General features: G+C 70.5%; 21 protein-coding genes. 17 read left to right on the forward strand and 4 right to left on the reverse strand.

Annotated features, from left to right (window positions below; translation table 11 throughout):
* Positions 1–55 precede the first annotated feature (55 nt).
* Entirely contained in the window at positions 56–373 is a 318-nt protein-coding gene (locus ACLQ2O_RS33245) for a Fe-S cluster assembly protein HesB (protein WP_425839680.1), read from the reverse strand.
* A 117-nt stretch (positions 374–490) separates the two neighbouring features.
* Here ACLQ2O_RS33245 and ACLQ2O_RS33250 point away from each other — a divergent pair, with 117 nt between their 5' ends.
* Entirely contained in the window at positions 491–1,357 is an 867-nt protein-coding gene (locus ACLQ2O_RS33250; RefSeq protein WP_425839683.1) for a GNAT family N-acetyltransferase, read from the forward strand.
* Here ACLQ2O_RS33250 and ACLQ2O_RS33255 read toward each other — a convergent pair.
* The gene (locus ACLQ2O_RS33255; protein WP_425839686.1) at positions 1,354–2,466 is read right to left on the reverse strand and encodes a dipeptidase; all 1,113 of its coding nucleotides are present in this window, start codon (positions 2,464–2,466) and stop codon (positions 1,354–1,356) included. The genes ACLQ2O_RS33250 and ACLQ2O_RS33255 overlap by 4 nt on opposite strands.
* A gap of 103 nt (positions 2,467–2,569) precedes the next feature.
* Here ACLQ2O_RS33255 and hisI point away from each other — a divergent pair, with 103 nt between their 5' ends.
* The 12 genes from hisI (at position 2,570) to ACLQ2O_RS33315 (ending at position 12,557) form a co-directional block, all read left to right on the forward strand.
* A complete protein-coding gene (hisI, locus tag ACLQ2O_RS33260; protein WP_425839689.1) occupies positions 2,570–2,899 on the forward strand; it encodes a phosphoribosyl-AMP cyclohydrolase in 330 nt (109 codons plus the stop codon).
* Positions 2,896–4,386 (forward strand): anthranilate synthase component I, encoded by a 1,491-nt coding sequence (locus tag ACLQ2O_RS33265; protein ID WP_425839692.1) that lies wholly within the window; start codon positions 2,896–2,898, stop codon positions 4,384–4,386. Before hisI ends, ACLQ2O_RS33265 begins: the two co-directional genes overlap by 4 nt.
* Positions 4,386–4,919, forward strand: coding sequence for a Trp biosynthesis-associated membrane protein (locus ACLQ2O_RS33270; RefSeq protein WP_425839695.1), 534 nt, complete (start codon positions 4,386–4,388; stop codon positions 4,917–4,919). Before ACLQ2O_RS33265 ends, ACLQ2O_RS33270 begins: the two co-directional genes overlap by 1 nt.
* Before the next feature lie 53 nt (positions 4,920–4,972).
* The gene (locus tag ACLQ2O_RS33275; RefSeq protein ID WP_425839698.1) at positions 4,973–5,239 is read left to right on the forward strand and encodes an HGxxPAAW family protein; all 267 of its coding nucleotides are present in this window, start codon (positions 4,973–4,975) and stop codon (positions 5,237–5,239) included.
* Positions 5,240–5,254: 15 nt separating this feature from the next.
* Entirely contained in the window at positions 5,255–6,061 is an 807-nt protein-coding gene (gene trpC / locus ACLQ2O_RS33280; RefSeq protein WP_425839701.1) for an indole-3-glycerol phosphate synthase TrpC, read from the forward strand.
* Between the two features lie 112 nt (positions 6,062–6,173).
* Positions 6,174–7,385 (forward strand): tryptophan synthase subunit beta, encoded by a 1,212-nt coding sequence (trpB, locus tag ACLQ2O_RS33285; RefSeq protein WP_425839704.1) that lies wholly within the window; start codon positions 6,174–6,176, stop codon positions 7,383–7,385.
* Positions 7,382–8,203, forward strand: coding sequence for a tryptophan synthase subunit alpha (trpA, locus tag ACLQ2O_RS33290; protein WP_425839707.1), 822 nt, complete (start codon positions 7,382–7,384; stop codon positions 8,201–8,203). The genes trpB and trpA overlap by 4 nt, the downstream gene beginning before the upstream one ends.
* 6 nt (positions 8,204–8,209) lie before the next feature.
* Positions 8,210–8,872: an SCO family protein gene (locus ACLQ2O_RS33295; RefSeq protein WP_425839709.1), complete on the forward strand. Its 663-nt coding sequence runs from the start codon at positions 8,210–8,212 to the stop codon at positions 8,870–8,872.
* Entirely contained in the window at positions 8,869–9,354 is a 486-nt protein-coding gene (locus tag ACLQ2O_RS33300) for a DoxX family protein (protein WP_425839712.1), read from the forward strand. The genes ACLQ2O_RS33295 and ACLQ2O_RS33300 overlap by 4 nt, the downstream gene beginning before the upstream one ends.
* Positions 9,351–10,058, forward strand: coding sequence for a DsbA family protein (locus ACLQ2O_RS33305; protein WP_425839714.1), 708 nt, complete (start codon positions 9,351–9,353; stop codon positions 10,056–10,058). Before ACLQ2O_RS33300 ends, ACLQ2O_RS33305 begins: the two co-directional genes overlap by 4 nt.
* 113 nt (positions 10,059–10,171) lie before the next feature.
* Positions 10,172–11,410, forward strand: coding sequence for a prolipoprotein diacylglyceryl transferase (lgt, locus tag ACLQ2O_RS33310; RefSeq protein ID WP_425839718.1), 1,239 nt, complete (start codon positions 10,172–10,174; stop codon positions 11,408–11,410).
* Positions 11,411–11,654: 244 nt separating this feature from the next.
* Positions 11,655–12,557 carry a VIT1/CCC1 transporter family protein gene (locus ACLQ2O_RS33315; RefSeq protein WP_425839721.1) on the forward strand — a complete coding sequence of 301 codons (903 nt, stop codon included), beginning with the start codon at positions 11,655–11,657 and terminating at the stop codon, positions 12,555–12,557.
* A 54-nt stretch (positions 12,558–12,611) separates the two neighbouring features.
* On the opposite strand, the gene ACLQ2O_RS33320 is transcribed toward ACLQ2O_RS33315, so the two are convergent.
* Entirely contained in the window at positions 12,612–13,442 is an 831-nt protein-coding gene (locus ACLQ2O_RS33320; protein ID WP_425839724.1) for a phosphotransferase family protein, read from the reverse strand.
* 251 nt (positions 13,443–13,693) lie between these two features.
* On the opposite strand from ACLQ2O_RS33320, the gene gltB reads away from it, so the two are divergent.
* The 4 genes from gltB to pyk all read left to right on the forward strand — a co-directional run bounded on the left by gltB (position 13,694) and on the right by pyk (position 22,899).
* On the forward strand, positions 13,694–18,247 hold the full coding sequence (gene gltB / locus ACLQ2O_RS33325; RefSeq protein ID WP_425839727.1) for a glutamate synthase large subunit: 4,554 nt from the start codon (positions 13,694–13,696) through the stop codon (positions 18,245–18,247).
* The gene (locus tag ACLQ2O_RS33330) at positions 18,247–19,713 is read left to right on the forward strand and encodes a glutamate synthase subunit beta (protein WP_425839730.1); all 1,467 of its coding nucleotides are present in this window, start codon (positions 18,247–18,249) and stop codon (positions 19,711–19,713) included. The genes gltB and ACLQ2O_RS33330 overlap by 1 nt, the downstream gene beginning before the upstream one ends.
* Positions 19,714–19,797: 84 nt before the next feature.
* Positions 19,798–21,348 (forward strand): metallophosphoesterase family protein, encoded by a 1,551-nt coding sequence (locus ACLQ2O_RS33335; protein ID WP_425839733.1) that lies wholly within the window; start codon positions 19,798–19,800, stop codon positions 21,346–21,348.
* 108 nt (positions 21,349–21,456) lie between these two features.
* The gene (gene pyk, locus ACLQ2O_RS33340; RefSeq protein ID WP_425839736.1) at positions 21,457–22,899 is read left to right on the forward strand and encodes a pyruvate kinase; all 1,443 of its coding nucleotides are present in this window, start codon (positions 21,457–21,459) and stop codon (positions 22,897–22,899) included.
* Positions 22,900–22,967: 68 nt separating this feature from the next.
* Here pyk and ACLQ2O_RS33345 read toward each other — a convergent pair whose 3' ends face one another.
* Positions 22,968–23,570: a transcriptional regulator gene (locus ACLQ2O_RS33345; RefSeq protein WP_425839739.1), complete on the reverse strand. Its 603-nt coding sequence runs from the start codon at positions 23,568–23,570 to the stop codon at positions 22,968–22,970.
* Positions 23,571–23,625 lie beyond the last annotated feature (55 nt).

Raw genomic sequence — 23,625 nt, forward strand, 5'->3', positions numbered from 1 at the left:
CGCCTTGTCGTTCAGGGTCGGCCGTGCTGTTGAGGCAGCACGCCCAAGAGGCCGGCTAGGCCGTCGGTACGGCGCCGTTCTGCCCGGCACCCGGCTGCGGCACCAGCAGGAACTCGACGCCGCCCTTGTCGTCCACGGCGGCGTCCAGGATCTTGTCGTCCAGCGTGCTCGCCGCGTTCTCCTCCAGGAACACCCGCGCGCCGCTCTCCTCGACCACCTGGTCGCCCGGCTTCGGGGCCTCGGTCGTCGTCACCGCCAGGGAGGGGTCGGTCGGGTTCTCCTGGGAGATCCGCACGCCGGCACCCTCCGGCGCGCCGTCGACGCCGGTGATGGACTTGATGACCAGAGTCGCGTTCTCCGTCAAGGTCAGCACAACTACTCCTCGTTGTTGTCGATCAACACGGTGAGCCCGCCCCGTGCCCGATGCCTCGGAGGCCAAACATGAGGGGTCCGCTGTACGGACGGACCGCTGGTGGTGTGGGATCGGGGGATGACGATCGAGCGGGAGACTCCGGCTGTTGGTGGGCTGGAGATGGTGGCGGCGCGGTTGGCGGAGTGGCAGCGGGACGACGGGGCGGTGCAGTTGCACCCCGGGGACCTGGGCTGGTTCTGGCGGTACGGCGTGGAGCGGACGGCGGCGGCGGTGCGGACCTGGGCTCGCGACGGGGAGCTGCTGGCGGTCGGGATGCTGGACGAGCCGGACCTTTTGCGGGTGGCGATCGCGCCGGCGGCGCTCGAGGACGAGGAGCTGGCGCGGCGGATCGCCGAGGACGTGGCTGACCCGGCGGCCGGCGTACTGGTTGAGGGGAAGGTCTACCTGGAGACGCCGAACGACTGTCGTGTGCGGGACCTGCTGTTCGCCGCGGGGTGGGAGCTGGATGATCCGTGGCAGCCGTTGGAGCGGGACCTGACCGAGCCGGTGGAGGACTCCGGGCTGGCGGTCGAGCTCGTGACGGCGGAGACCGCGGGGGTGCGGGCGGGGATTCAGCGGGCGTCGTTCGACGGGTCGACGTTCAGCGACGAGCGGTGGCACGCGATGGCGGACGGTACGCCGTACGCGCGGGCCCGGTGCTTGATCGGGCGGGATGCCAGCGGTGAGGCGGTGGCGGCGATCACCGTGTGGTCGGCGGGCAAGGGGAAGCCGGGCTTGATCGAGCCGCTCGGCGTTCACCGCAACCATCGTGGGCACGGCTACGGGCGGGCGATGACGCTGGCCGGTACGGCGGCGCTGCGTGAGCTGGGCGCGTCGCGCGCGCATGTGCTGACGCCGTGCTTCAACGAGGGAGCCGTCGCCACGTACCGCAGCGCCGGCTACACCCCGCTCCCGGTCCGCCGAGACCAGTACCGCGCCGTCTAGCCCGAGACCTCGTCGGCCGCGCGGAGCACCCGGAGGATGTTGCCTCCGGCAAGCTTTGCCATCTCGGCGTCCGACCAGCCGCGGTCGGCGAGGGCGTAGAACAGCGACGGGTACGACGCCACGTCCGGCAGCCCGACCGGGAACTGCGGGCAGCCGTCGTAGTCGCCGCCGAGGCCGATGTGGTCGATCCCGGCGACCTCCCGCACGTGCTCGACGTGGGCGACGACGTCCTCCAGCGTCACCTGCGGCCGCGGTACGTCGTACAGGGCGAGCAGCTTCTTCTGATCGGCCGGCCGGAGCGGGTCGAGCTCGTGCTCGGTGGCGAGCTCGCGGGCCCGGTCGGCCCAGTCGACGAAGGGCTGCGAGACGAAGTACGGGACGAAGGTGACCATGCAGACGCCGTCGTTACCGGTCAGCGTGGTCAGGACGTCGTCGGGCACGTTGCGCGGGACGTCGCAGATCGCACGCGCCGAGGAGTGGCTGAAGATCACCGGCGCGGTCGTCACGCGCAGCGCGTGCCGCATGGTGTCGGCGGAGACGTGCGACAGGTCGACCAGCATGCCGATCCGGTTCATCTCGGCGACGACCTGCTCGCCGAACTCGTTCATCCCGCCGAGCACCGCTTCGTCGGTGGCCGAGTCGGCCCAGGACACGTTGTTGTTGTGCGTCAGCGTCATGTACCGCACGCCGAGCGCGCGCATCACCCGGAGAACGCCGAGCGACTCACCGATCGAGTGCCCGCCCTCCATGCCCATCAGCGACGCGATCCGGCGCTCCTTGAACGCGGCCTCGACCTCGTCCGCGGTCGGCGTCAGCGCCATCGACTCGGGGAACCGCTCCACCATGCGGTGCACGAAGTCGAGCTGCTCGAACGTCCGCCGTACGGCGTCGTCGTCCTGCGGCACCCACAGCGACCAGAACTGCGCCGCGACCTGCCCGAGCCGCAGCCGCGGCAGGTCCGTGTTGAGCTTCGGCACCGAGACGCTGAGGTCGTACGCGTCCAGGTCGTAGTTGCACAGCTCCCAGAAGGCGATCGGCAGGTCGTTGTGCCCGTCGATCAGCGGATGGTCCCGCAACAGCGTCTGCACCCGCGCCACACTCGTCGTCATCCCGCCATCCTGTCAGCCCGGCGGGCGGCTGTCAGGCGGGGCCGGGCGTCCAACTCCTTACCTCCTGTCAAGGAGTGTCCCCGGCCTGAGGGACAATGGACCGGTGAGTATCGAGGAGCTGACCTTCGACGCGGCCGGGCTGATCCCGGCGGTGGTGCAGCAGTACGACACGCGCGAGGTCCTGATGGTCGGCTGGATGAACGCCGAGGCCGTCCGCCGGACCGCCGCGACCGGGCGGGGCACGTTCTGGTCGCGCAGCCGTCAGGAGTACTGGGTGAAGGGCGAGACCAGCGGCCATCGCCAGCACGTCAAGCAGATCCTCGTCGACTGCGACGCCGACACCCTGCTCGTGCTCGTCGACCAGGAAGGCCCGGCGTGCCACACCGGCACCCACAGCTGCTTCGAGCACGGCCAGATCGAGGTGAAGGCGTGAACACTCCGACCCTCGAGACCTTCCGTGAGTACGCCAAGGACCGTCGCGTGATCCCGGTGACGCGGCGGTTGCTCGCCGACGCGGAGACGCCGATCGGTGTCTACGGCAAGCTCGCGGCCGAGCGCGAGGGCACGTTCCTGCTGGAGTCGGCGGAGAACGGCGGCGTCTGGTCGCGGTACTCGTTCATCGGCGTCCGCAGCGCCGCGACGCTGACCGAGCGCAACGGCGAGGCGATCTGGACAGGCAACCCGCCGGTCGGCCTGCCTGAGACCGGTGACCCGCTGCTGGCGCTGCGCGAGACGCTCGAGATCCTGCACACCCCGCGCCTGCCCGACCTGCCCCCGCTCACCGGCGGCATGGTCGGCTTCCTCGGGTACGACGCCGTCCGCCGGCTGGAGAAGTTGCCCGACACAACGGTCGACGACCTGGGCCTGCCCGAGCTGACGTTCCTGTTCGCCACCGACCTGGCCGCGCTCGACCACGAGACCGGCGAGATCTGGCTGATCGCGAACGCGGTGAACTGGGACGACTCCGACGAGCGCGTCGACGAGTCGTACGCCGACGCCGTCCGGCGGCTCGACGCGATGGAGCACGACCTGGCGCGTCCGACGCCGTCGTACGTCGTACGGGCTGATCGCACGGTCGAGGCCGACCCGCACCGGCAGCGCTCGAGCGCGGAGTACCGGGAGGCCGTCGAGCACGCCAAGGAGGAGATCCGGGCGGGCGAGGCGTTCCAGATCGTCGTCTCGCAGCGGTTCGAGCTGGAGACGACCGCGAGCGCGCTGGACGTCTACCGGGTGCTCCGGAGGTCCAACCCGAGCCCCTACATGTACCTGGTTCGCCTCGACGGCTTCGACATCGTCGGCTCCAGCCCGGAGGCGCTGGTCAAGGTCACCGACAACAAGGTGATCCTGCACCCGATCGCCGGCACCCGCCGCCGCGGCGTGACGCCGGAGGAGGACCACGCGCTGGAGGAGGAGCTGCGCACGGACGCCAAGGAGCGCGCCGAGCACCTGATGCTCGTCGACCTGGGCCGCAACGACGTCGGCCGGGTCTGTGCGCCGGGCACGGTCGAGGTGGTCGACTTCATGGACGTCCGCCGGTACAGCCACGTGATGCACCTGGAGTCGACGGTGACCGGGCGGCTGGCCGCGGGCAAGACCGCGTTCGACGCGCTGACCGCGGCGTTCCCAGCCGGAACGTTGTCCGGGGCCCCCAAGCCGCGGGCGATGCAGATCATCGACAAGCTCGAGGTGACGCGCCGCGGCGTGTACGGCGGCGTCGTCGGCTACCTGGACTTCGCCGGTGACGTCGACACCGCGATCGCGATCCGGACGGCGGTGCTGCGCGGCTCGACCGCCTACGTCCAGGCCGGCGCCGGCATCGTCGCGGACTCCGACCCCGCCGCCGAGGACGCGGAGTGCCGCACGAAGGCCGCGGCGGTCCTGAACGCGATCGCCGTCGCAGGAACGTTCACCGAGGCCTGATGCGCAGCCCGCAACGAGTCGTCGACGCGCTCGCCGTCCTGGCGCTGGCGCTGCTCGCGCTCTCGGCGTACCTGACCTGGTCGACCGCCGACCCCGGCAGCGGCCGCCCGTCGGTCGACTTCACCGGGTACGCCGTCACCCGCGCGCCGCTGACGCTCGGCCTGGCGGCGGTGGTCGCGGTCGTCGTCGCCAAGCTCGCCGGTACGGCGCTGCGCCGGATCCTGTCCGCGCTGGTGCTGCTGATGGGCGTCGCGGCCGTCTGGGTCGCGCTCCAGGTCCGGCCGGACACGAACGAGCTGGGCCGGATCCGGCCCGAGCTGAGCCAGGCGGTCACCGACCACGTCGGGCTGAGCACCGGACCGGCGCCCTGGCTGGCGCTGGCCGGGGGAGCGGCGCTGGTCGCGGCCGGGCTCGCCGGCGTACTGACAGCGCACCGGTGGCGACGCCCCACCCGGCGTTACGAGCGTGATCCGGCCGCCACACCCGCGGATCAGTGGAAGGCGATCGACGCGGGTGAGGACCCGACGATCTGATCGCGGCGGGCTACCGCCACAATAGGACGGGACGACGACGAGGAGTGGCCCAGGTGACGGACAAAACCAGCACGGAAGTACCGGTCAAGTACGACAGCGACGACGACGCCCACGCGGGCGGCCTGCACGGCAGCACTCCCGCGGCCTGGACCGCCGTGGTGATCGTGCTGGTCGGCTTCACTCTCGGCGCCATCGCGATGGTGATGGGACCGAACTGGGTGCTGTTCTGGATCTCCGCCGCGATCGCGGTGGCCGGCGGACTGGTCGGCAAGGTGATGCAGTTGCTCGGCTTCGGTGCCAAGTCCAGCGACCACCACTGACGGACGGACCACGACATGACTGTGCTTGACGACATCCTCGCCGGGGTTCGGGAGGACCTCGCGGAGCGCCAGGCGTCGGTCAGCCTGGACGACCTGAAGCTCGAGGCCCAGCGGATGCCCGACGCCAAGGACCCGATGCCGGTCTTCCGCGGCGACGGGATCGCGGTGATCGCCGAGGTGAAGCGCTCCAGCCCGTCCAAGGGCGCGCTGGCCGAGATCACCGACCCGGCCGCGCTGGCCGGGGAGTACGAGCAGGGCGGCGCGGCGGCGATCTCGGTGCTGACCGAGAAGCGGCGCTTCAACGGCAGCCTCGACGACCTGCGCGCGGTCCGCGGCAAGGTCGACGTCCCGGTGCTGCGCAAGGACTTCGTGGTCTCCTCGTACCAGCTGTGGGAGGCCCGCGCGGCCGGTGCGGACATGGTGCTGCTGATCGTGGCGGCCCTGGAGCAGGAGGCGCTGGTCTCGCTGATCGAGCGGGCCCAGTCGATCGGCCTGTGCCCGCTGGTCGAGGTGCACGACGAGGAGGAGACCCGGCGCGCCGTCGACGCCGGAGCCCAGCTGATCGGCGTGAACAACCGCAACCTGAAGACCCTCGAGATCGACCGCGACACCTTCGCCCGGGTCGCGCCCGGCATCCCGGCCAACCTGGTCCGGGTGGCGGAGTCCGGTGTCCGCGGCCCGCGTGATGTAATCGAGTTCGCGCGCGCCGGGGCCGATGTCGTCCTCGTCGGTGAAACCCTGGTGACCGGCAGCGATCCCCGCAGCTCGGTCGCCGATCTGGTCGCTGCCGGATCGCACCCCGCCATCCAGCAGCGTCACTGAGACGTAGAACCCCTGCCTGGTCGGGGGTCCTGACACCGTCCGCGGGCTCGGCTTCGGCCGGGCCCGCGGACCGTTTCCGGACCTGGCCGGGGTGGGGTCGGAAGGTGAAGAGATGACCGCACTGCTTCCCGACCAGCTCGGGCACTTCGGCCGCTTCGGCGGCCGGTTCATGCCGGAGGCCCTGATCGCCCCGCTGGACGAGCTGACCACCGCGTGGCAGGAGGCGATGGCCGACAAGGCCTTCACCGACGAGTTCGAGCGGATGCTGCGCGAGTACGCCGGGACGCCGAGCCTGCTGTACGACGCCACCCGGCTGTCCGACGTCGCCGGCGCCCGCATCCTGCTCAAGCGCGAGGACCTCAACCACACCGGCGCGCACAAGGTCCGCAACGTGCTCGGCCAGGCGTTGCTGACCAAGCGGATGGGCAAGACCCGCGTGATCGCCGAGACCGGCGCCGGCCAGCACGGCGTCGCCACCGCGACCGCCTGCGCGTACCTGGACCTCGAGTGCGTCGTCTACATGGGCGAGGTCGACACCGAGCGCCAGGCGCTCAACGTGGCCCGGATGAAGCTGCTCGGCGCCGAGGTGATCCCGGTCAAGACCGGCTCGCGGACGCTGAAGGACGCGATCAACGAGGCCCTGCGCGACTGGGTCTCCAGCGTCGACAACACCCACTACCTGCTCGGTACGGCGGCCGGCGGCCACCCGTTCCCGGCGATGGTGCGCGACTTCGTCCGCGGCATCGGCGACGAGGCCCGGGCCCAGTCGCTGGAGCTGCTCGGCCGGCTGCCCGACGCGGCGATCGCCTGTGTCGGCGGCGGGTCGAACGCGATCGGCCTGTTCGCCGCGTTCGTGCCGGACACCGGCGTCAAGCTGTACGGGATCGAGGCCGGCGGCGACGGCTACGAGACCGGCCGGCACGCCGCGACCATCACGGCCGGCCAGATCGGCGTCCTGCACGGCGCCCGGTCGTACCTGCTGCAGGACGACGACGGCCAGACGATCGAGTCGCACTCGATCTCGGCCGGCCTGGACTACCCGGGCGTCGGCCCGGAGCACTCGTGGCTCGCGGAGACCGGGCGGGCGTCGTACCGGCCGGTGACCGACGCGGACGCGATGGACGCGTTCAAGCTGCTGGCCCGGACCGAGGGCATCATCCCCGCGATCGAGTCGGCGCACGCGGTCGCCGGCGCGCTGGAGGTCGCCAAGGAGCTCGGCCCGGACGCCGTGCTGCTGGTGAACCTGTCCGGCCGCGGCGACAAGGACATGGACACGGCCGGCACGTGGTTCGGCCTGATCGACGAGAAGGGCCACCAGGCATGAACGATGTGATTGCCCTGGGCAACGCAGGGCGCGCGATCCGGAAGGCCAACGACGAGGGACGGGCCGCGCTGGTCGGCTACCTGCCGGCCGGGTACCCGTCGATCGACGGCGGTGTCGACGTCATCAAGGCGATGATCGACGGCGGCGCGGACGTGCTCGAGATCGGCCTGCCCTACACCGACCCGGTGATGGACGGCCCGACCATCCAGCGGGCGGCCGAGGTCGCGCTGGCCGGAGGGCTGCGGACCCGCGACGTGCTCGCCACGATCGAGAAGGTCGCGGCGTACGCCGACGTACCGGTGCTGATCATGACCTACTGGAACCCGATCGAGCGGTACGGCGTCGACCGGTTCGCCACCGACTTCGCGGCGGCCGGAGGAGCGGGCCTGATCACGCCCGACCTGGTCCCCGACGAGGCCGGCGAGTGGATCGCCGCGGCCGACAAGCACGACCTGGACAAGGTGTTCCTGGTCTCGCCGTCGTCGACCGACGCGCGGATCGCGATGACGACCGCGAACTGCCGCGGCTTCGTCTACGCGACCGCCGTGATGGGCGTCACCGGGACCCGCGAGCAGGCCTCCGACCTGGCGGCGCCGCTGGTGGCCCGGACCAAGGCGACGACCGGGCTGCCGGTCGGTGTCGGGCTCGGGGTGTCGAACGCGGACCAGGCGGCCGCGATCGCGACGTACGCGGACGCGGTGATCGTCGGGTCCGCGCTGGTGAAGGCCGCCGGTGACGGGCCGGCCGCCGTCCGGGCCCTGACGGAAAGTCTGTCCGAAGGCGTCCGGCGGGAACCCGCGACGCCCGCCGCTCGTTAGACGCCCGTGAGTCGAACCAGGAACGCGGCCGTTCTCCTCGCCGCGGTGACTCTGCTCGCCCTCGCCGGGTGCAGCAGCGGGCAGAAGCAGCAGGCCGACAACCCGGGCGGAGCTGTGATCCGCACCGCATCGGGTGACCCCAACGGGTTGCGCGGCGCGGTGCTGGACCGGCCGTACGCGCTGCCGGCCAAGTCGCTGACCGACACCGGAGGCAACGAGTTCAACCTGCGGACGTCGACCAAGAAGCCGGTCACGCTGGTCTTCTTCGGCTACACCAACTGCCCGGACGTCTGCTCGACCGTGATGGCCGACGTCGCCTCCGCGCTGACCAAGCTCGACGACGCCGTCCGTGGCGACGTACAGATGCTGTTCGTCACCACGGACCCGGCGCGGGACACCGGTCCGGTGATCCGCAAGTACCTGGACCGGTTCGACCCGTCGTTCGTCGGGCTGACCGGGTCGCTGACCTCGATCAAGGACATCGCGAAGGCCGTCGGGGTCCCGGTCGAAGGCATGAAGAAGCTGCCGTCCGGCGGGTACGAGGTCGGCCACGGCGCCCAGGTGCTCGGTTTCGGCAAGGACGAGAAGGCCACCGTGCTGTGGCTCGACAACGCCGCGATCGGTGACATGGCGCACGACTTCGGCAAGCTGGTGGAGGACAACCGGTGAGCCGGCGGGCCTGGTTGCCCTGGGTGTCGACGGCGGCCCGGCTGACGCTGGGCGCCGTGATGCTGGTGGCCGGCGCCCTCAAGGTCGCCGACCCGGCGATGGCCGCCCAGGCCGTCCGGGCCTACGACTTGTTGCCTCAGGCACTGGTGACCCCGGTGGGGTGGGGTCTGCCGTTCCTCGAGATGGCGATCGGTCTGCTGCTGATCGTCGGCTTCGGGACCCGGCCGGCCGGTGTGGCCGCCGGGGTCTTCATGGTGGTGTTCATCGCCGCGGTCTCCTCCGCCTGGGTCCGCGGCCTGTCGATCGACTGCGGCTGCTTCGGCGGTGGCGGTACGGTCGCGGCCGGGCAGACCAAGTACCTGCAGGAGATCCTGCGCGACACCGGTCTGCTCGTCCTCGCGGGCTGGCTGTTCGTCCGGCCGTTCAGCAAGTTCGCCCTCGAATCCGATCCCCACGTACCGACAGGAGCTACGGCGTCGTGAGCAAGAGCAAAACCCCGGTGAACCCGCTGCTGCAGAGCAAGAAGCGCCGGATCGGGCCCGGCGTCGTCGTCGTGGTGATCCTGGTGCTCGCGCTCGGCGCGGGCGTCGGTGTCCAGTACTGGCGCAGCAACTCCGGCGTCGAGGTCAGCTCCAGCGGCGGACCCGAGCCGACCGTGATCACCGGTCCGGGCACCAACGGGCAGGGCGTCAAGGTCGGGCAGGCGGGCGCCAAGGTCAACATCGACCTGTACCTGGACTTCCGCTGCCCGCACTGCAAGGACTTCGAGGACGAGTCCGGCGACACGATCAACAAGCTCGTCGACGACGGCACGGTCACCCTGACCTACTGGCCGTTGATGTTCGTCAACCCGGACAACTCGCCGCGGCTGGCGAACGCCTTCGCGGCCGCGGCCGCCGAGGGCAAGGCCCGCAGCTACGCCGACGAGCTGTACGCCGACTTCGCGAAGTCGTGGACCGAGGACCAGCTGATCGAGCTGGGCAAGCAGCTGAAGGTCGACGACGCCAAGTTCGAGGCCGGCGTGAAGGGCACCACGTACGGCGGCTGGCTGGAGTCGGTCGGCCAGGCGGCCACCACCCGCAAGGTCGAGGGCACACCGACCGTGTTCGTCAACGACAAGATGCTGCCGGCCGACGCGCTGACGCCCGAGGGCATCACCGCGGCCGTCAACGAGGCCAAGGGCTGATTCGGCCGCTCGGAGTGCGGCTACCGGCGTACCGGCGGCCACACTCCGAGTCCCCATCGTGACCGCAGGTTGGTGGTCGCGGTGGGGACGGTCGAGTAGCGTTCGTGCTTGCCATGTCTAGTCAGCTGACCGCCGTGATCTTGCCGGCCTTCATTCCCAGTCCCAGCCAGGGCGTCTGGCACCTCTTCGGGCTGCCGCTGCGCGCCTACGCACTGTGCATCCTGGCCGGTATCTTCGTCGGTTACTGGCTCGGCCGGAAGCGCTGGGTCTCCCGCGGCGGTTCGGCCGAGGTGCTCGCCGACATCATCATGTGGGCGGTGCCGTTCGGTCTGGTCGGCGCCCGGATCTACCACGTCGTCACCGACTGGAGCCGGTACTTCGGCAAGGACGGCGACCCGGTCGAGGCGCTGAAGATCTGGCACGGCGGACTCGGCATCTGGGGCGCGATCGCGTTCGGCGCGCTCGGCGCGTGGATCGCCTGCCGCCGGCACAAGGTCCCGTTCCTCGCCGTCGCGGACGCGATGGCGCCCGGTATCGCCCTGGCGCAGGTCCTGGGCCGCTTCGGCAACTACTGGAACCAGGAGCTGTACGGGCGCCCGACGACGCACTGGTTCGGCCTGGAGATCGACCCGCAGCACCGCGTGGCCGGGTTCGAGCAGTACGCGACCTTCCACCCGACGTTCCTGTACGAAGCCCTGTGGAACCTCGGTGTCGTCGCGCTGGTGCTCCTCGCCGGCCGCCGCTTCAAGCTCGGCCACGGCCGGGCCTTCGCCCTGTACGTCGCCGGCTACACCGTCGGCCGTGCGTGGATCGAGAACCTCCGCATCGACACCGCCGACCACGTGCTCGGCCTGCGCCTGAACGTGTGGACGTCGCTGATCGTGTTCGCGGCCGCGGTGGTGTTCTTCATCCTGAGCGCCCGCCGGCACCCCGGCCAGGAAGACCTCCGCACGGCTACGCCGGAGGACGACGACACCCCGTCGGCCGCCGACCAGGTAGCGGACGCGAGTGAGAACGCCGACGAGCCTGCGAGCGGTGCTTCGCTGGTCGACACCGGGGACGAGAGCACCCCCGAGAGCGAGCGCCCCGAAGGTGCTGGTGCGCCTGCTGGCGACCGCCCTGTGGGTGCGAGCGTGCCTGCAGGCGACCGCCCGACGGGTGCGAGTGTGGCCGATGCCGGCCGCCCGGCGGATGCGAGCGTGCCTGCCGACGGTCGCCCGGCGGGTGCGAGCGTGCCTACCAACGGTCGCCCGGCGGGTGCCGGCGTTCCTGCTGGCGATCGCCCTGCGGGTGCGAGCACCCCGGCCGGCGACACCACCCCGACCGCGCCCGCCGACGGGCCGCGTGACTGACCACAGCACCACCCCAACAGGCGACGAGCCCACCTCGTCGCCTGTTCACGCCAACGGCGAAACACCGCCGCAGGCGGACTCAGGTGTGAGCGCGCACCCGGTGGGCGACGAGCAAAGCTCGGCCGCCGCTGGCGGCGCAACGCGGGCGGACGTAGCACCCGGCGCTGGTGCCGCCCCGGTTGCCGGGCCCGCGGCGGGTGGGCCGGGTTCGTCCGCTCCCGGCTCGGTGGGCGGGGATCCGGCAATGCCTACCGAGTTGAGCGGTGCGCCGTTGCCGGGTGGGGATCCGGGGGTGCCTGCTGAGTTGAGCGGTGCGCCGTTGCCGGGTGGGGGTCCGGGGGTGCGTGCCGAGTCGAGCGGTGCGCCGCTGCCGGGTGGTTCGGGTGCGAGCGCCTCCCCGGCGGGTGACGCGGCCGGGCGGCGTACCGGCGTACGGACTGTTTCTGCGGAGCACTCGGGGGATCACACTCATCGGGACGTGACCGGTGGGTGGCTGCGGCCGGCGGTGTTCGGGGCGATGGACGGGCTGGTCAGCAACTTCGCGCTGATCGCGGGGATGGACGGCGGGACCTCGTCGGGGTCGCAGTTCATCGTGCTGGCGGGGCTGGCCGGGCTGGCTGCGGGAGCGTTCTCGATGGCGGCGGGGGAGTACACCTCCGTGGCGTCGCAGCGGGAGCTGGCGCGGGCCGAGATCGAGGTCGAGCGGCTGGAGATCCAGCGGCACCCCGGGGACGAGGAGCTCGAGCTCGCCGACACCTACCGGGCGAAGGGCCTCGATGCAGACCTGGCCGACAAGGTCGCCAAGCAGTTCCACGCCAACCCCGAGCAGGCCCTCGAGGAACACGTCCGCGAAGAGCTCGGCATCGACCCCAACGACCTCCCGTCGCCGGTCGTCGCGGCCGCGTCGTCGTTCGTCTGCTTCGCCGTCGGCGCGCTGATCCCGCTCCTGCCGTACCTCCTCGGCGCCTCCAACGTCCTCCCGGCGCTGATCATGTCCCTCACCGCGCTGTTCGTCTGCGGCGCCGTCGTCAGCCGCGTCACCAGCCGCTCCTGGTGGTACTCCGGCCTCCGCCAACTCCTCCTCGGCGCGGCCGCCGCCGCCCTCACGTACTTCGTCGGCACCCTCGTCGGCCCCGGCATCGGCTGACCCCAACCGATACCCAGTACGCCGTACTGCAGGACACCACCCCAGCTACACCGCTTAGTCGCAGGCGAGATGGACAACCTCCTCCAGCTCCACCAACCGCCGCACATGCCCACCGGCGTCTGGCTGCCCGAGTGCCCAAGCAGCCCGTGACGCTGCGGTGAACGCGGCAACGAGCACGGCACCACGCCGTACGCCGGGATCGCCGAAGGCGTCGACCAGCTCGTCCAGCGAACGATTGGACGCCAGCAACAGATACCCGAGATCGAACCCGAGCGGCCCGAGCCCGAACTGCTCCCAGTCGATCGCCACCACGTCGTCCCCGTCGCGCCCGAGCAAGTTGACCGGGTGCGCGTCCCCGTGGGTCGGCACCCGCGGCAACGCCGCGAGCTCCGCCAGCGCGGCCTTCCGGTGCGTCCACAACCGATTGAGGGCCTCAAGCAACGAATCGCTCAAGCCGGCAGAACCGAGAGCGGACCAGCCACCGCGCCGAGCAACAGTCTCCAAGCGCGCCGCCAGTACGTCGCGCGCACCCCACGGCGGCTCGGTCACGTCGGCGCGGGCGAAGCGCCCGAGAGCGGCGGCCAGGAGGAGATCGGCAACAAGTGAACGGGTGCCCGGCTCACCTCGGGCCGGCTCGACCCACTCCATCCACAGCGTGATGCCCTCGGCGTCCTCCTCCACCCGCAGCGTCTCCGGCGCCCTCAGCCCCGGCGTACGCCGTACAAGCCCGGACTCGGCCACCAGGGCCTGCCGGCGCCAGTAGGTGTAGTGGCGGGGGTCCTCAGCTCCGCGCACGAGGCGTTTGACCACCGTGCCCTCCGGCGTACGCCAGACTCCTCCGTTGTGGCCGGTGCCGGTGGTGAGCGGGGTCCAGGTCGGGTGCACGAGCAGCAACCCTGCCTGAAGACACGCCGGATGTTCACCTGGTTTCGGGTGGTCGCGGAGGGCGCCAACTGCGAAGATGGAGTGGCGGAGTGAGCGCTTGCTTACAGGGCGTGACACTCAACAGTGAAAGGGCGTCCGGCCGTGAAACGACTGTCCACCAGTCGGGCGTCTTGAGGTAGTCTCGGGACTCCCGGCTTGGGCCAGTGTTGTCCCGCGGCCAGTTGTTGACCGTAGGACGACGGGAGCCCTGAATGTTTGGTCGCCCCCCTTTCTTTGGCGAGCAGAGCCCCAGCGAGGGTCTGTACGACGGCAAGCACGAGCACGACGCGTGCGGTGTCGCCTTCGTCGCCACCCTGACCGGTGAACCGAGCCACGACATCGTGGCCAAGGCTTTGACTGCCCTGCGCAACCTCGAGCATCGTGGAGCCTCCGGTGCCGAGCCTGACTCCGGTGACGGTGCCGGCATCCTGATCCAGGTCCCGGACGCGTTCTACCGCAAGGTGTGCGACTTCGACCTGCCCGTCGCGCGCGCCTACGCGACCGGGATCGCGTTCCTGCCGCAGGACCCGGACGACGCCGCCAAGGCGGTGGCCCGGATCGAGGAGCTCGCCGACGAGGAGAACCTGACCGTCCTCGGCTGGCGCGACGTACCGACGACACCGGACCTGCTCGGAAGCACCGCCCGTTCGGTGATGCCCGTCTTCCGCCAGTTGTTCGTCGCGTCGAAGGCCGGCCGCGTGCTCGGCCTGGCCCTGGAGCGGATGGCGTTCCGGCTGCGCAAGCGCGCCGAGCGCGAGACCGCGACGTACTTCCCGTCGCTGTCGGGGCGGACCATCACCTACAAGGGGATGCTGACCACCGACCAGCTGGACAAGTTCTTCCCCGAGCTGACCGACCCCGACCTCGCCTCGGCGATCGGCGTCGTGCACAGCCGGTTCTCCACCAACACGTTCCCGTCCTGGCCGCTGGCCCACCCGTACCGGTACATCGCCCACAACGGTGAGATCAACACCGTCCAGGGCAACCGGAACTGGATGCGCGCCCGCGAGGCCCTGCTCGCGAGCGAGCTGATCCCGGGTGACCTCGAGCAGCTGTACCCGATCTGTACGCCGGGCGCTTCGGACTCCGCGTCCTTCGACGAGGTGCTCGAGCTGCTGCACCTGGGCGGCCGTTCGCTGCCGCACGCGATGCTGATGATGATCCCGGAGGCGTGGGAGAACGCCGCCACGATGGATTCGAAGCGCCGCGCGTTCTACGAGTTCCACTCAACCCTGATGGAGCCCTGGGACGGCCCCGCGAGTGTCGTGTTCTCCGACGGCACCAAGGTCGGTGCGGTGCTCGACCGCAACGGCCTGCGCCCGTCGCGCTACTGGGTCACCGAGGACGGCCTGGTCGTGCTGGCCTCCGAGGCCGGCGTACTGGACATCGACCCCGCGACGATCACCCAGAAGGGCCGGCTCGAGCCGGGCCGGATCTTCCTGGTCGACGTCGAGGCGCACCGGATCGTCACCGACGCCGAGGTGAAGTCCGCGCTGGCCGACGAGAACCCGTACGACGAGTGGCTGCACGCCGGCCTGATCCGGTTCGAGGACCTGCACGAGCGCGAGCACGTCGTCCACAGCCACGCGTCGGTGACCCGCCGCCAGCAGGTCTTCGGGTACACCGAGGAGGAGCTGCGGGTCCTGCTCACCCCGATGGCCAAGACCGGCGCGGAGCCGATCGGCTCGATGGGCACCGACACCCCGATCGCCGTGCTGAGCGATCGTCCGCGGCTGCTGTTCGACTACTTCGTGCAGCTGTTCGCCCAGGTGACGAACCCGCCGCTGGACGCGATCCGTGAGGAATTGGTGACCTCGCTGTCGTCGAGTCTCGGCCCGGAGTCGAACCTGCTCGACCCCGGCCCGGCGTCGTGTCGTCAGGTGGTGCTGCCGTTCCCGGTGATCACCAACGACGAGCTGGCCAAGCTGCGGCACATCAACCTGGACGGCGACATGCCGGGCCTGGCGACGATGGTCCTGCGCGGCGTGTACGACGTCGAGGGCGGCGGCGACGCGCTGAAGGACCGGCTGGACGAGATCTGCGCCGAGGCGTCCGCGGCGATCGCCGACGGCGCCCGGATCCTGGTCCTGTCCGACCGGCACTCCAACGCCGAGAAGGCGCCGATCCCGTCGCTGCTGCTCACCTCCGCGGTGCACCACCACCTGGTCCGCGAGAAGACCCGCACCCAGGTCGGGCTGGTCGTCGAGGCCGGTGACGTCCGCGAGGTGCACCACGTCGCGACCCTGATGGGCTACGGCGCGGCCGCGGTCAACCCGTACCTGGCGCTCGAGTCGGCCGAGGACCTGGCCCGGCGTGGCACCTACCTGCCCGGGGTCGACCCCGACCAGGCGGTCCGCAACGTCGTGAAGTCGCTCGGCAAGGGCGTGCTCAAGGTGATGTCCAAGATGGGCGTCAGCACCGTCGCGTCGTACACGGGCGCGCAGATCTTCGAGGCGTCCGGCCTGGCACCGGACCTGGTGGACAACTACTTCACCGGTACGGCGAGCAAGCTCGGCGGCATCGGCCTGGACGTCGTCGCCGAGGAGGTCCACCGGCGGCACCTGCGGGCCTACCCGGCCAGCGGGATCCTGCCGGCGCACCGCAAGCTCGAGATCGGCGGCGAGTACCAGTGGCGGCGTGAAGGCGAGCCGCACCTGTTCGACCCCGAGACCGTGTTCCGCCTGCAGCACTCGACGCGGACCGGCCGGTACGACATCTTCAAGCAGTACACGAGCCGCGTCGACGAGCAGTCCGAGCGGCTGATGACGCTGCGCGGGCTGTTCGGCTTCAAAGATCAACACAGTGACTCGGGTCGCGAGCCGATCTCGATCGACGAGGTCGAGCCGGTGGCGGAGATCGTCCGGCGGTTCAGCACCGGCGCGATGAGCTACGGCTCGATCAGCGCCGAGGCGCACACCACGCTGGCCGTCGCGATGAACCGCCTCGGCGGCAAGTCGAACACCGGTGAGGGTGGCGAGGACTCCAACCGCCTGCACGACCCGGAGCTGCGCAGCTCGATCAAGCAGGTCGCGTCCGGCCGCTTCGGCGTGACGGCGGAGTACCTGACGAACTCCGACGACATCCAGATCAAGATGGCGCAGGGCGCGAAACCCGGCGAGGGCGGGCAGCTGCCCGGCCACAAGGTGTACCCGTGGGTCGCCGGGACGAGACACTCGACGCCGGGCGTCGGCCTGATCTCGCCGCCGCCGCACCACGACATCTACTCGATCGAGGACCTGGCCCAGCTGATCCACGACCTGAAGAACGCGAACCCGTCCGCACGGGTGCACGTGAAGCTGGTCTCGGAGGTCGGGGTCGGCACGATCGCGGCGGGTGTCAGCAAGGCGCACGCGGACGTCGTACTGATCTCTGGTCACGACGGCGGGACCGGTGCGGCTCCGCTGACGTCGCTCAAGCACGCCGGTGGTCCGTGGGAGCTGGGCCTGGCCGAGACCCAGCAGACCCTGCTGCTGAACGGTTTGCGCGACCGTATCGTCGTCCAGACGGACGGTCAGCTGAAGACCGGTCGCGACGTCGTCGTCGCTGCGCTGCTCGGGGCCGAGGAGTTCGGTTTCGCGACCGCGCCGCTGGTGGTGTCGGGCTGCATCATGATGCGCGTCTGCCACCTGGACACCTGCCCGGTCGGCGTCGCCACGCAGAACCCGGTCCTGCGCGAGCGGTTCGCCGGCAAGCCGGAGTTCGTGGTGAACTTCTTCGAGTTCATCGCCGAGGAGGTCCGCGAGTACCTGGCGGAGCTCGGCTTCCGGACGCTGGACGAGGCGATCGGCCACGCCGAGGTGCTGGACATCAAGCGGGCGGTCGACCACTGGAAGGCTGACGGGCTCGACCTGTCGCCGATCCTGCACGTGCCGGCACTGCCCGAGGGCGCCTCGCTGCACCAGACCGTCAAGCAGGACCACGGCCTGGACAAGGCGCTCGACAACGAGCTCATCCGGATCTGCGCGCCGGCCATCGAGAACGGCGAACCGGTCCGGGCCCAGCTCCCGATCCGCAACGTCAACCGGACCGTCGGCACGATGCTCGGCCACGAGATCACCAAGAAGTACCGCGCGGCCGGGCTGCCCGACGGGACCATCGACCTGACCTTCACCGGGTCGGCCGGCAACTCGTTCGCGGCGTTCGTCCCGCGCGGGGTGACGCTGCGGCTCGAGGGCGACGCCAACGACTACGTCGGCAAGGGCCTGTCCGGTGGTCGGGTCGTGATCCGCCCGGACCGCGACGCGCGGTTCGACGCGGCCGACCAGATCATCGCCGGCAACGTCATCGCGTACGGCGCGACGTCCGGTGAGCTGTTCATCAACGGCGGCGCGGGGCAACGGTTCTGCGTCCGGAACTCCGGTGCCACCGCGGTCGTCGAAGCGGTCGGCGACCACGCCTGCGAGTACATGACCGGGGGCCGCGTCGTCGTGATCGGCGCCACCGGACGGAACTTCGCGGCGGGCATGTCGGGCGGCGTGGCCCACGTGCTCGACCTGGACCCCGCGCTGGTGAACCCGGAGCTGGTCGACCTGCTCCCGCTCACCTCCGAGGAGTCCGACCTGTTGCAGGACCTGGTCCGCCGTCACCACGAGGAGACCGGTTCGGAGCGGGCGGCCAAGCTGCTCGCGGACTGGACCGCCGCCGAGACCAGGTTCACCACGGTGATGCCCCGCGACTACGCCCGGGTGCTGGCGGCCAAGGCGGCCGCCGAGCGCGACGGGCTGGACGAGGACGCCACCACGCGAGCGATGATGGAGGCCATCTGATGGCTGACCCGAAGGGATTCCTGACCACCCCGCGGGAGGTGGCCGACCGCCGTCCGGTCGAGGAGCGCAAGCAGGACTGGAAAGAGGTCTACCCGGGCGGAGCCGGCAAGGCGCTGCTGCCGATCATCGGCAAGCAGGCCGGCCGGTGCATGGACTGCGGGATTCCGTTCTGCCACTCCGGGTGCCCGCTGGGCAACCTGATCCCGGAGTGGAACGACCTGGTCTGGCGCGACGACTGGACCGGGGCGATCGAGCGGCTGCACGCGACCAACAACTTCCCCGAGTTCACCGGCCGGCTCTGCCCGGCGCCCTGCGAGCCGGCCTGCGTGCTCGGCATCAACCAGGAACCGGTGACGATCAAGAACGTCGAGGTCGCGATCATCGACAAGGCCTGGGAGGCCGGCGACGTCCGCCCCCAGCCGCCGGAGTGGCTGACCGGCAAGACGATCGCGGTCGTCGGTTCCGGCCCGGCCGGTCTGGCTGTCGCCCAGCAGCTGACCCGCGCCGGTCACACCGTCGCGGTGTACGAGCGGGCCTCGGCGCCGGGCGGGCTGCTCCGCTTCGGCATCCCCGAGTTCAAGATGGAGAAGGCCCAGGTCGAGCGCCGGATCCAGCAGATGAAGGAAGAGGGCACGGTCTTCCGCTCCGGCGTCAACGTCGGCAAGGACGTCACCGGGACCCAGCTCAAGCAGCGGTACGACGCCGTCGTGATCGCCACCGGCGCGACCGCGGCCCGCGACCTGCCGGTGCCCGGCCGCGAGTTCGGCGGGATCCACCAGGCGATGGAGTTCCTGCCGCAGGCCAACCGGGTCGCGCTCGGCGAGACCGTCGAGGACCAGATCGTTGCCACCGACAAGGATGTCGTGATCATCGGTGGTGGTGACACCGGAGCCGACTGCCTCGGCACCGCGCACCGGCAGGGCGCGCGCAGCGTGACCCAGCTGGAGATCATGCCGCGCCCGTCGGACGAGCGGCCGGACGCGCACCCGTGGCCGACGTACCCGATGATCTACCGGGTCGCCTCGGCGCACGAGGAGGGCGGCGAGCGGGTGTACGCCGTCTCGACGAACAACTTCGTGGCCGACGACAACGGTCAGGTCGCCGGGCTGGACCTGGTCGAGGTCGAGATGGTGAACGGCAAGTTCACGCCGGTGGAAGGCAGCGAGCGGACCATCCCCGCGCAGCTGGTGCTGCTGGCGATGGGCTTCCTCGGGCCGGAGAAGGAAGGCTTCCTCGAGCAGCTCGACGTCGAGCTCGACGAGCGCGGCAACGTCAAGCGGGACAAGGCGTACCAGACCTCGGTCGACGGCGTCTTCGCCTGCGGTGACGCGGGCCGCGGCCAGTCGCTGATCGTCTGGGCGATCGCCGAGGGGCGGTCCTGCGCCAACGGCGTGGACGCGTTCCTGACGGGATCGTCCACGCTCCCGACGCCGATCCCACCGACGGCACGTCCGCTGGTGGTCTGACCCCCTGCTGACCGGGTACGGCATTCACCGAAACGCCGCGCCCGGTCAAGCGAGGGTTTGACCCCGACCCATAAGTTGGTGGTCGTGCCTCGACGACTCCTGACCCGCGTGCGGCTCCGCAAGGCGGTGCCGTGGGCCGTGCTGGTCGTGCTCTGGTTCGTCGTCTCGGTCGTCGTCGGGCTGCTCGGGTTCGCCAACGACTCCGAGCGGGTCACGATCGGCGCGCACACCGCGCAGGTCTCGCCGACCTTCGACTCCCACGCGACCCTCGATCTCGGGGCCGTGCTGCCGCGGCTGCGGCTGGACATGAACCTGCCGCTCGGGCTCGGCGTCAACCTCGACGTCCAGGAGACCGATGCGAGCAACCTCAACGACCTGCTCCAGCGCGACGCGCTGATCGCCTCCCAGCCCGACGGTGAGATCGCGCGGATCCGCGAGGTCGTGCAGCAGATGGCCGTCGACAACGCGGTCGCCGGCGTCGGGTCGGGGCTGCTGGTCACGGTGCTCGTCACGACGCTCTGGGCGATGGTCGGTCCGCGCCGGCGGCGTGAGCTCTTCGCGTTGGTGCACAGGGGCGAGCGGCGCGTGCAGCACCGGGCGGTCGTCGTACTGGTGGCTCTGCTGGTGACGGTCGCGTCGGTGATCGGGCCCGGGCAGATGCGCCAGGCGCAGGCACCGCCGACCTCCTGGCGGCCGCTGGGGGAGCTGCTGCCGGAGGTGTCGTTCGACGACCGGCTGAAGACCGTAGAGGTCGCGTCCGGGTTCTCCACCGACGGGGGAGTGGGCGTCATCCGTACGGCGTTCGAGACCTACGAGCGGTCCACCGAGTTCTACGGGCAGCTGCGCGACCGCGTCGGCCGGGTCGGCGGACGGATCCGCGCCGCCGGCGAGGGCGAGACCGTCGCGCTGCTCGTCTCGGACCGGCACGACAACATCGGGATGGACCCGTTCGCCGCCGAGGTCGCCAAGGTGGCCGGGGCGAAGGTGCTGATCGACGCCGGCGACGACACCTCGTCGGGGCAGTCCTGGGAGGCGTTCAGCATCAACTCGCTGGCCCAGCACTTCAAGGACCTCAAGGTCGTCGCCGTGGCCGGCAACCACGACTCCGGCGGATTCGTCGAGGAGACCATGCGGCGGAACAAGTTCACCGTGCTCGACAGCAAACCCGTCGAGGTCGAGGGCATCCGCTTCCTCGGCGACAGCGACCCGACCCGGACCGGACTGGGCAGCGCCGACTCACCGGGCGACGAGACCACGGGCGAGCAGTCGACCCGGCTGGCCGACGTCGCCTGCTCGCAGGCCGAGGACGAGCCGATCTCGACGCTGGTCGTGCACGACCCCTCCTCGGGTCAGGAGACCGCGTCGCGGGGGTGCGCGTCGCTGGTGGTCTCCGGGCACCTGCACCGGCAGGTCGGGCCCGACACGAAGACCGTCGACGGGCGCTCGGTCACGACGTACACCAACGGCACGACCGGCGGAGCGGCGTACGCGTTCGCCCTGGGGTACACACTGCGGCGGCCGGGCGAGATCACGCTGATCACCTATTCCGACGGCCGACCGACTGGTCTGCAGACCGTCACCGCCGAGCTCACCGGCGAGGTCACGGTCGGCACGTACCGGCCGCTGCCCGCCTGAGATCTGCTGCCTGGTCAGGCGTTCTCACGCTCGTCACCCGCTGTTGACCACCCGGTAACGGGGGCGGACCAGCGGGCCAGTGGTCTTGTAGGAGTAGGGTTTTGTGACGTGCGTCGCGCAAAGATCGTTTGTACGCTCGGCCCGGCTACGGCCGCCCCGGAGCGCATCCTGGAACTCGTCCAAGCAGGTATGGACGTCGCTCGGCTGAACCTGAGCCACGGCGCCCACGCCGAGCATGAGCGCATCTACCACCGGATTCGCGCTGCAGCGGAGGAGACCGGCAAAAACGTCGGCATCCTCGTCGACCTGCAGGGCCCGAAGATCCGGCTGGCCGAGTTCGCCGAAGGCAAGGTCACCTTGACCTACGGCGAGCGCTTCACCATCACCACCCGTGAGGTCCCCGGTGACGTGACCATCTGCGGTACGACGTACGACGGGCTTCCCGGCGACGTCAGCCCCGGTGATCCGCTGCTCATCGACGACGGCCGCATCGCCCTGGTCGCCGAGGAGGTGACCGAGACCGACGTGATCTGCCGGGTCACCGTCGGCGGGCCGGTGTCGAACAACAAGGGCATCAACCTGCCCGGTGCCACCGTGAGCGTGCCGGCGATGTCGGAGAAGGACGTGGAGGACCTGCGCTGGGCCCTGCACCTGCCGGCCGACATGATCGCCATGTCGTTCGTCCAGCGGGCCGCCGACATCCAGATCGTGCACAAGATCATGGACGAGGAAGGTCACCGGGTCCCGGTGGTCGCCAAGATCGAGAAGCCGCAGGCGGTCGCCAACCTCGACGAGATCATCGAGGCCTTCGACGGCTTCATGGTCGCCCGCGGCGACCTCGGCGTGGAGCTCCCGCTGGAGGAGGTCCCGCTGGTCCAGAAGCTGATCATCGACCAGGCCCGGCTGAACGCGAAGCCGGTGATCGTCGCCACCCAGATGCTGGAGTCGATGATCTCCGCCCCGCGCCCGACCCGGGCCGAGGCCTCCGACGTCGCCAACGCCGTACTGGACGGTGCGGACGCGGTGATGCTGTCCGGCGAGACCAGCGTCGGCCGGTTCCCGATCGAGACCGTCAAGACGATGGCGCGGATCGTGGAGTCCACCGAGGAGCACGGCCTCGGCCGGGTCGCCGCGATCGACTGGGAACCCCGGACCAAGGGTGGCGTGATCGCCAAGGCCGCGGCCGACGTGGCCGAGGCGCTGGAGGCGAAGTACCTGGTCGCCTTCACCCAGTCCGGCGACTCGGCGCTCCGCCTGGCCCGCTACCGCACCGAGATCCCGGTGCTGGCCTTCACCCCCGTCCCGTCGGTCAGCGCCTGGCTGAGCGTCGTCTGGGGCATCGAGACCCACATCGTCCCCACCGTCGACCACACCGACGAGATGGTCCGCCAGGTCGACCAGCGCCTGCTGGAGCTCGGCAAGCTGCAGAAGGGCGACTTGGTCGTCATCGTCGCCGGCAGCCCGCCCAGCATCCCGGGCTCCACCAACGCCCTCCGGGTCCACCGCATGGGCGACGCCATCTCCGGCATCGCCCCGGCGTACCGGGAGTAAGTAACACCAAGAACAAAGAGTGAGTCTGTGTAACTGCGGCCGGTCGGGTGACCGGCCGCAGTTGTTTCTCAGGTTTTGGGGCCGACGATCCGGTCGAGTACGGCGACGGCTTCCCGGCGGGCTACTGAGAGGGCGTTGGGGCGGGGCATTCGCCAGGGCACGTCGATCAGGTCCAGGGCCCCCTGGCACAGACGCATGATGTCGGTGGATTCGTTGGAGAACATGTAGCGGGTGTACTCGTACCGGCGTACGTGGTGGCCGACCTGGCGGGTGGTCCAGTTGTTCACCCGGCAGCCGTCGGAGAGGAACAGGCCGCGGAGGAACGGTTCAGGGCGTTGGGCAACTATCTCTTGTTGCCAGTCGGCGAGGACAATCGGTCGGAGGTGTTTGCGCCCGGGATCGTGCTGGGGGAACAGGCACGGCCAGTGCTTCCAGTACGACACCAGGTGAGTGCAGCCGGGTGCCTGAACTCGATGGACCGGCCGGCCTGGGTTCACGGTGGTGATGACCTCTGCGGCGTCGGCGATGATGCCGGGGTAGGCGTCGTCGCACGCGATCCGGAGAGCGAAGACCGCCTTCCGGTGCTCGGACAGGCAGCCGTCACCCAGATAGAGACCAGCAACTGAGAGTACTCGTCGTCCGCGAGCGCCGAGCCTGTGCAGCGTGGACATGCCGTGGGATCAACAGAAGGCGCAGGCTCGTCCCGCCAGGCGCGAATCGCGCTGC

The organism is Kribbella sp. DT2 (assembly GCF_049844575.1).
GTDB lineage: Bacteria > Actinomycetota > Actinomycetes > Propionibacteriales > Kribbellaceae > Kribbella.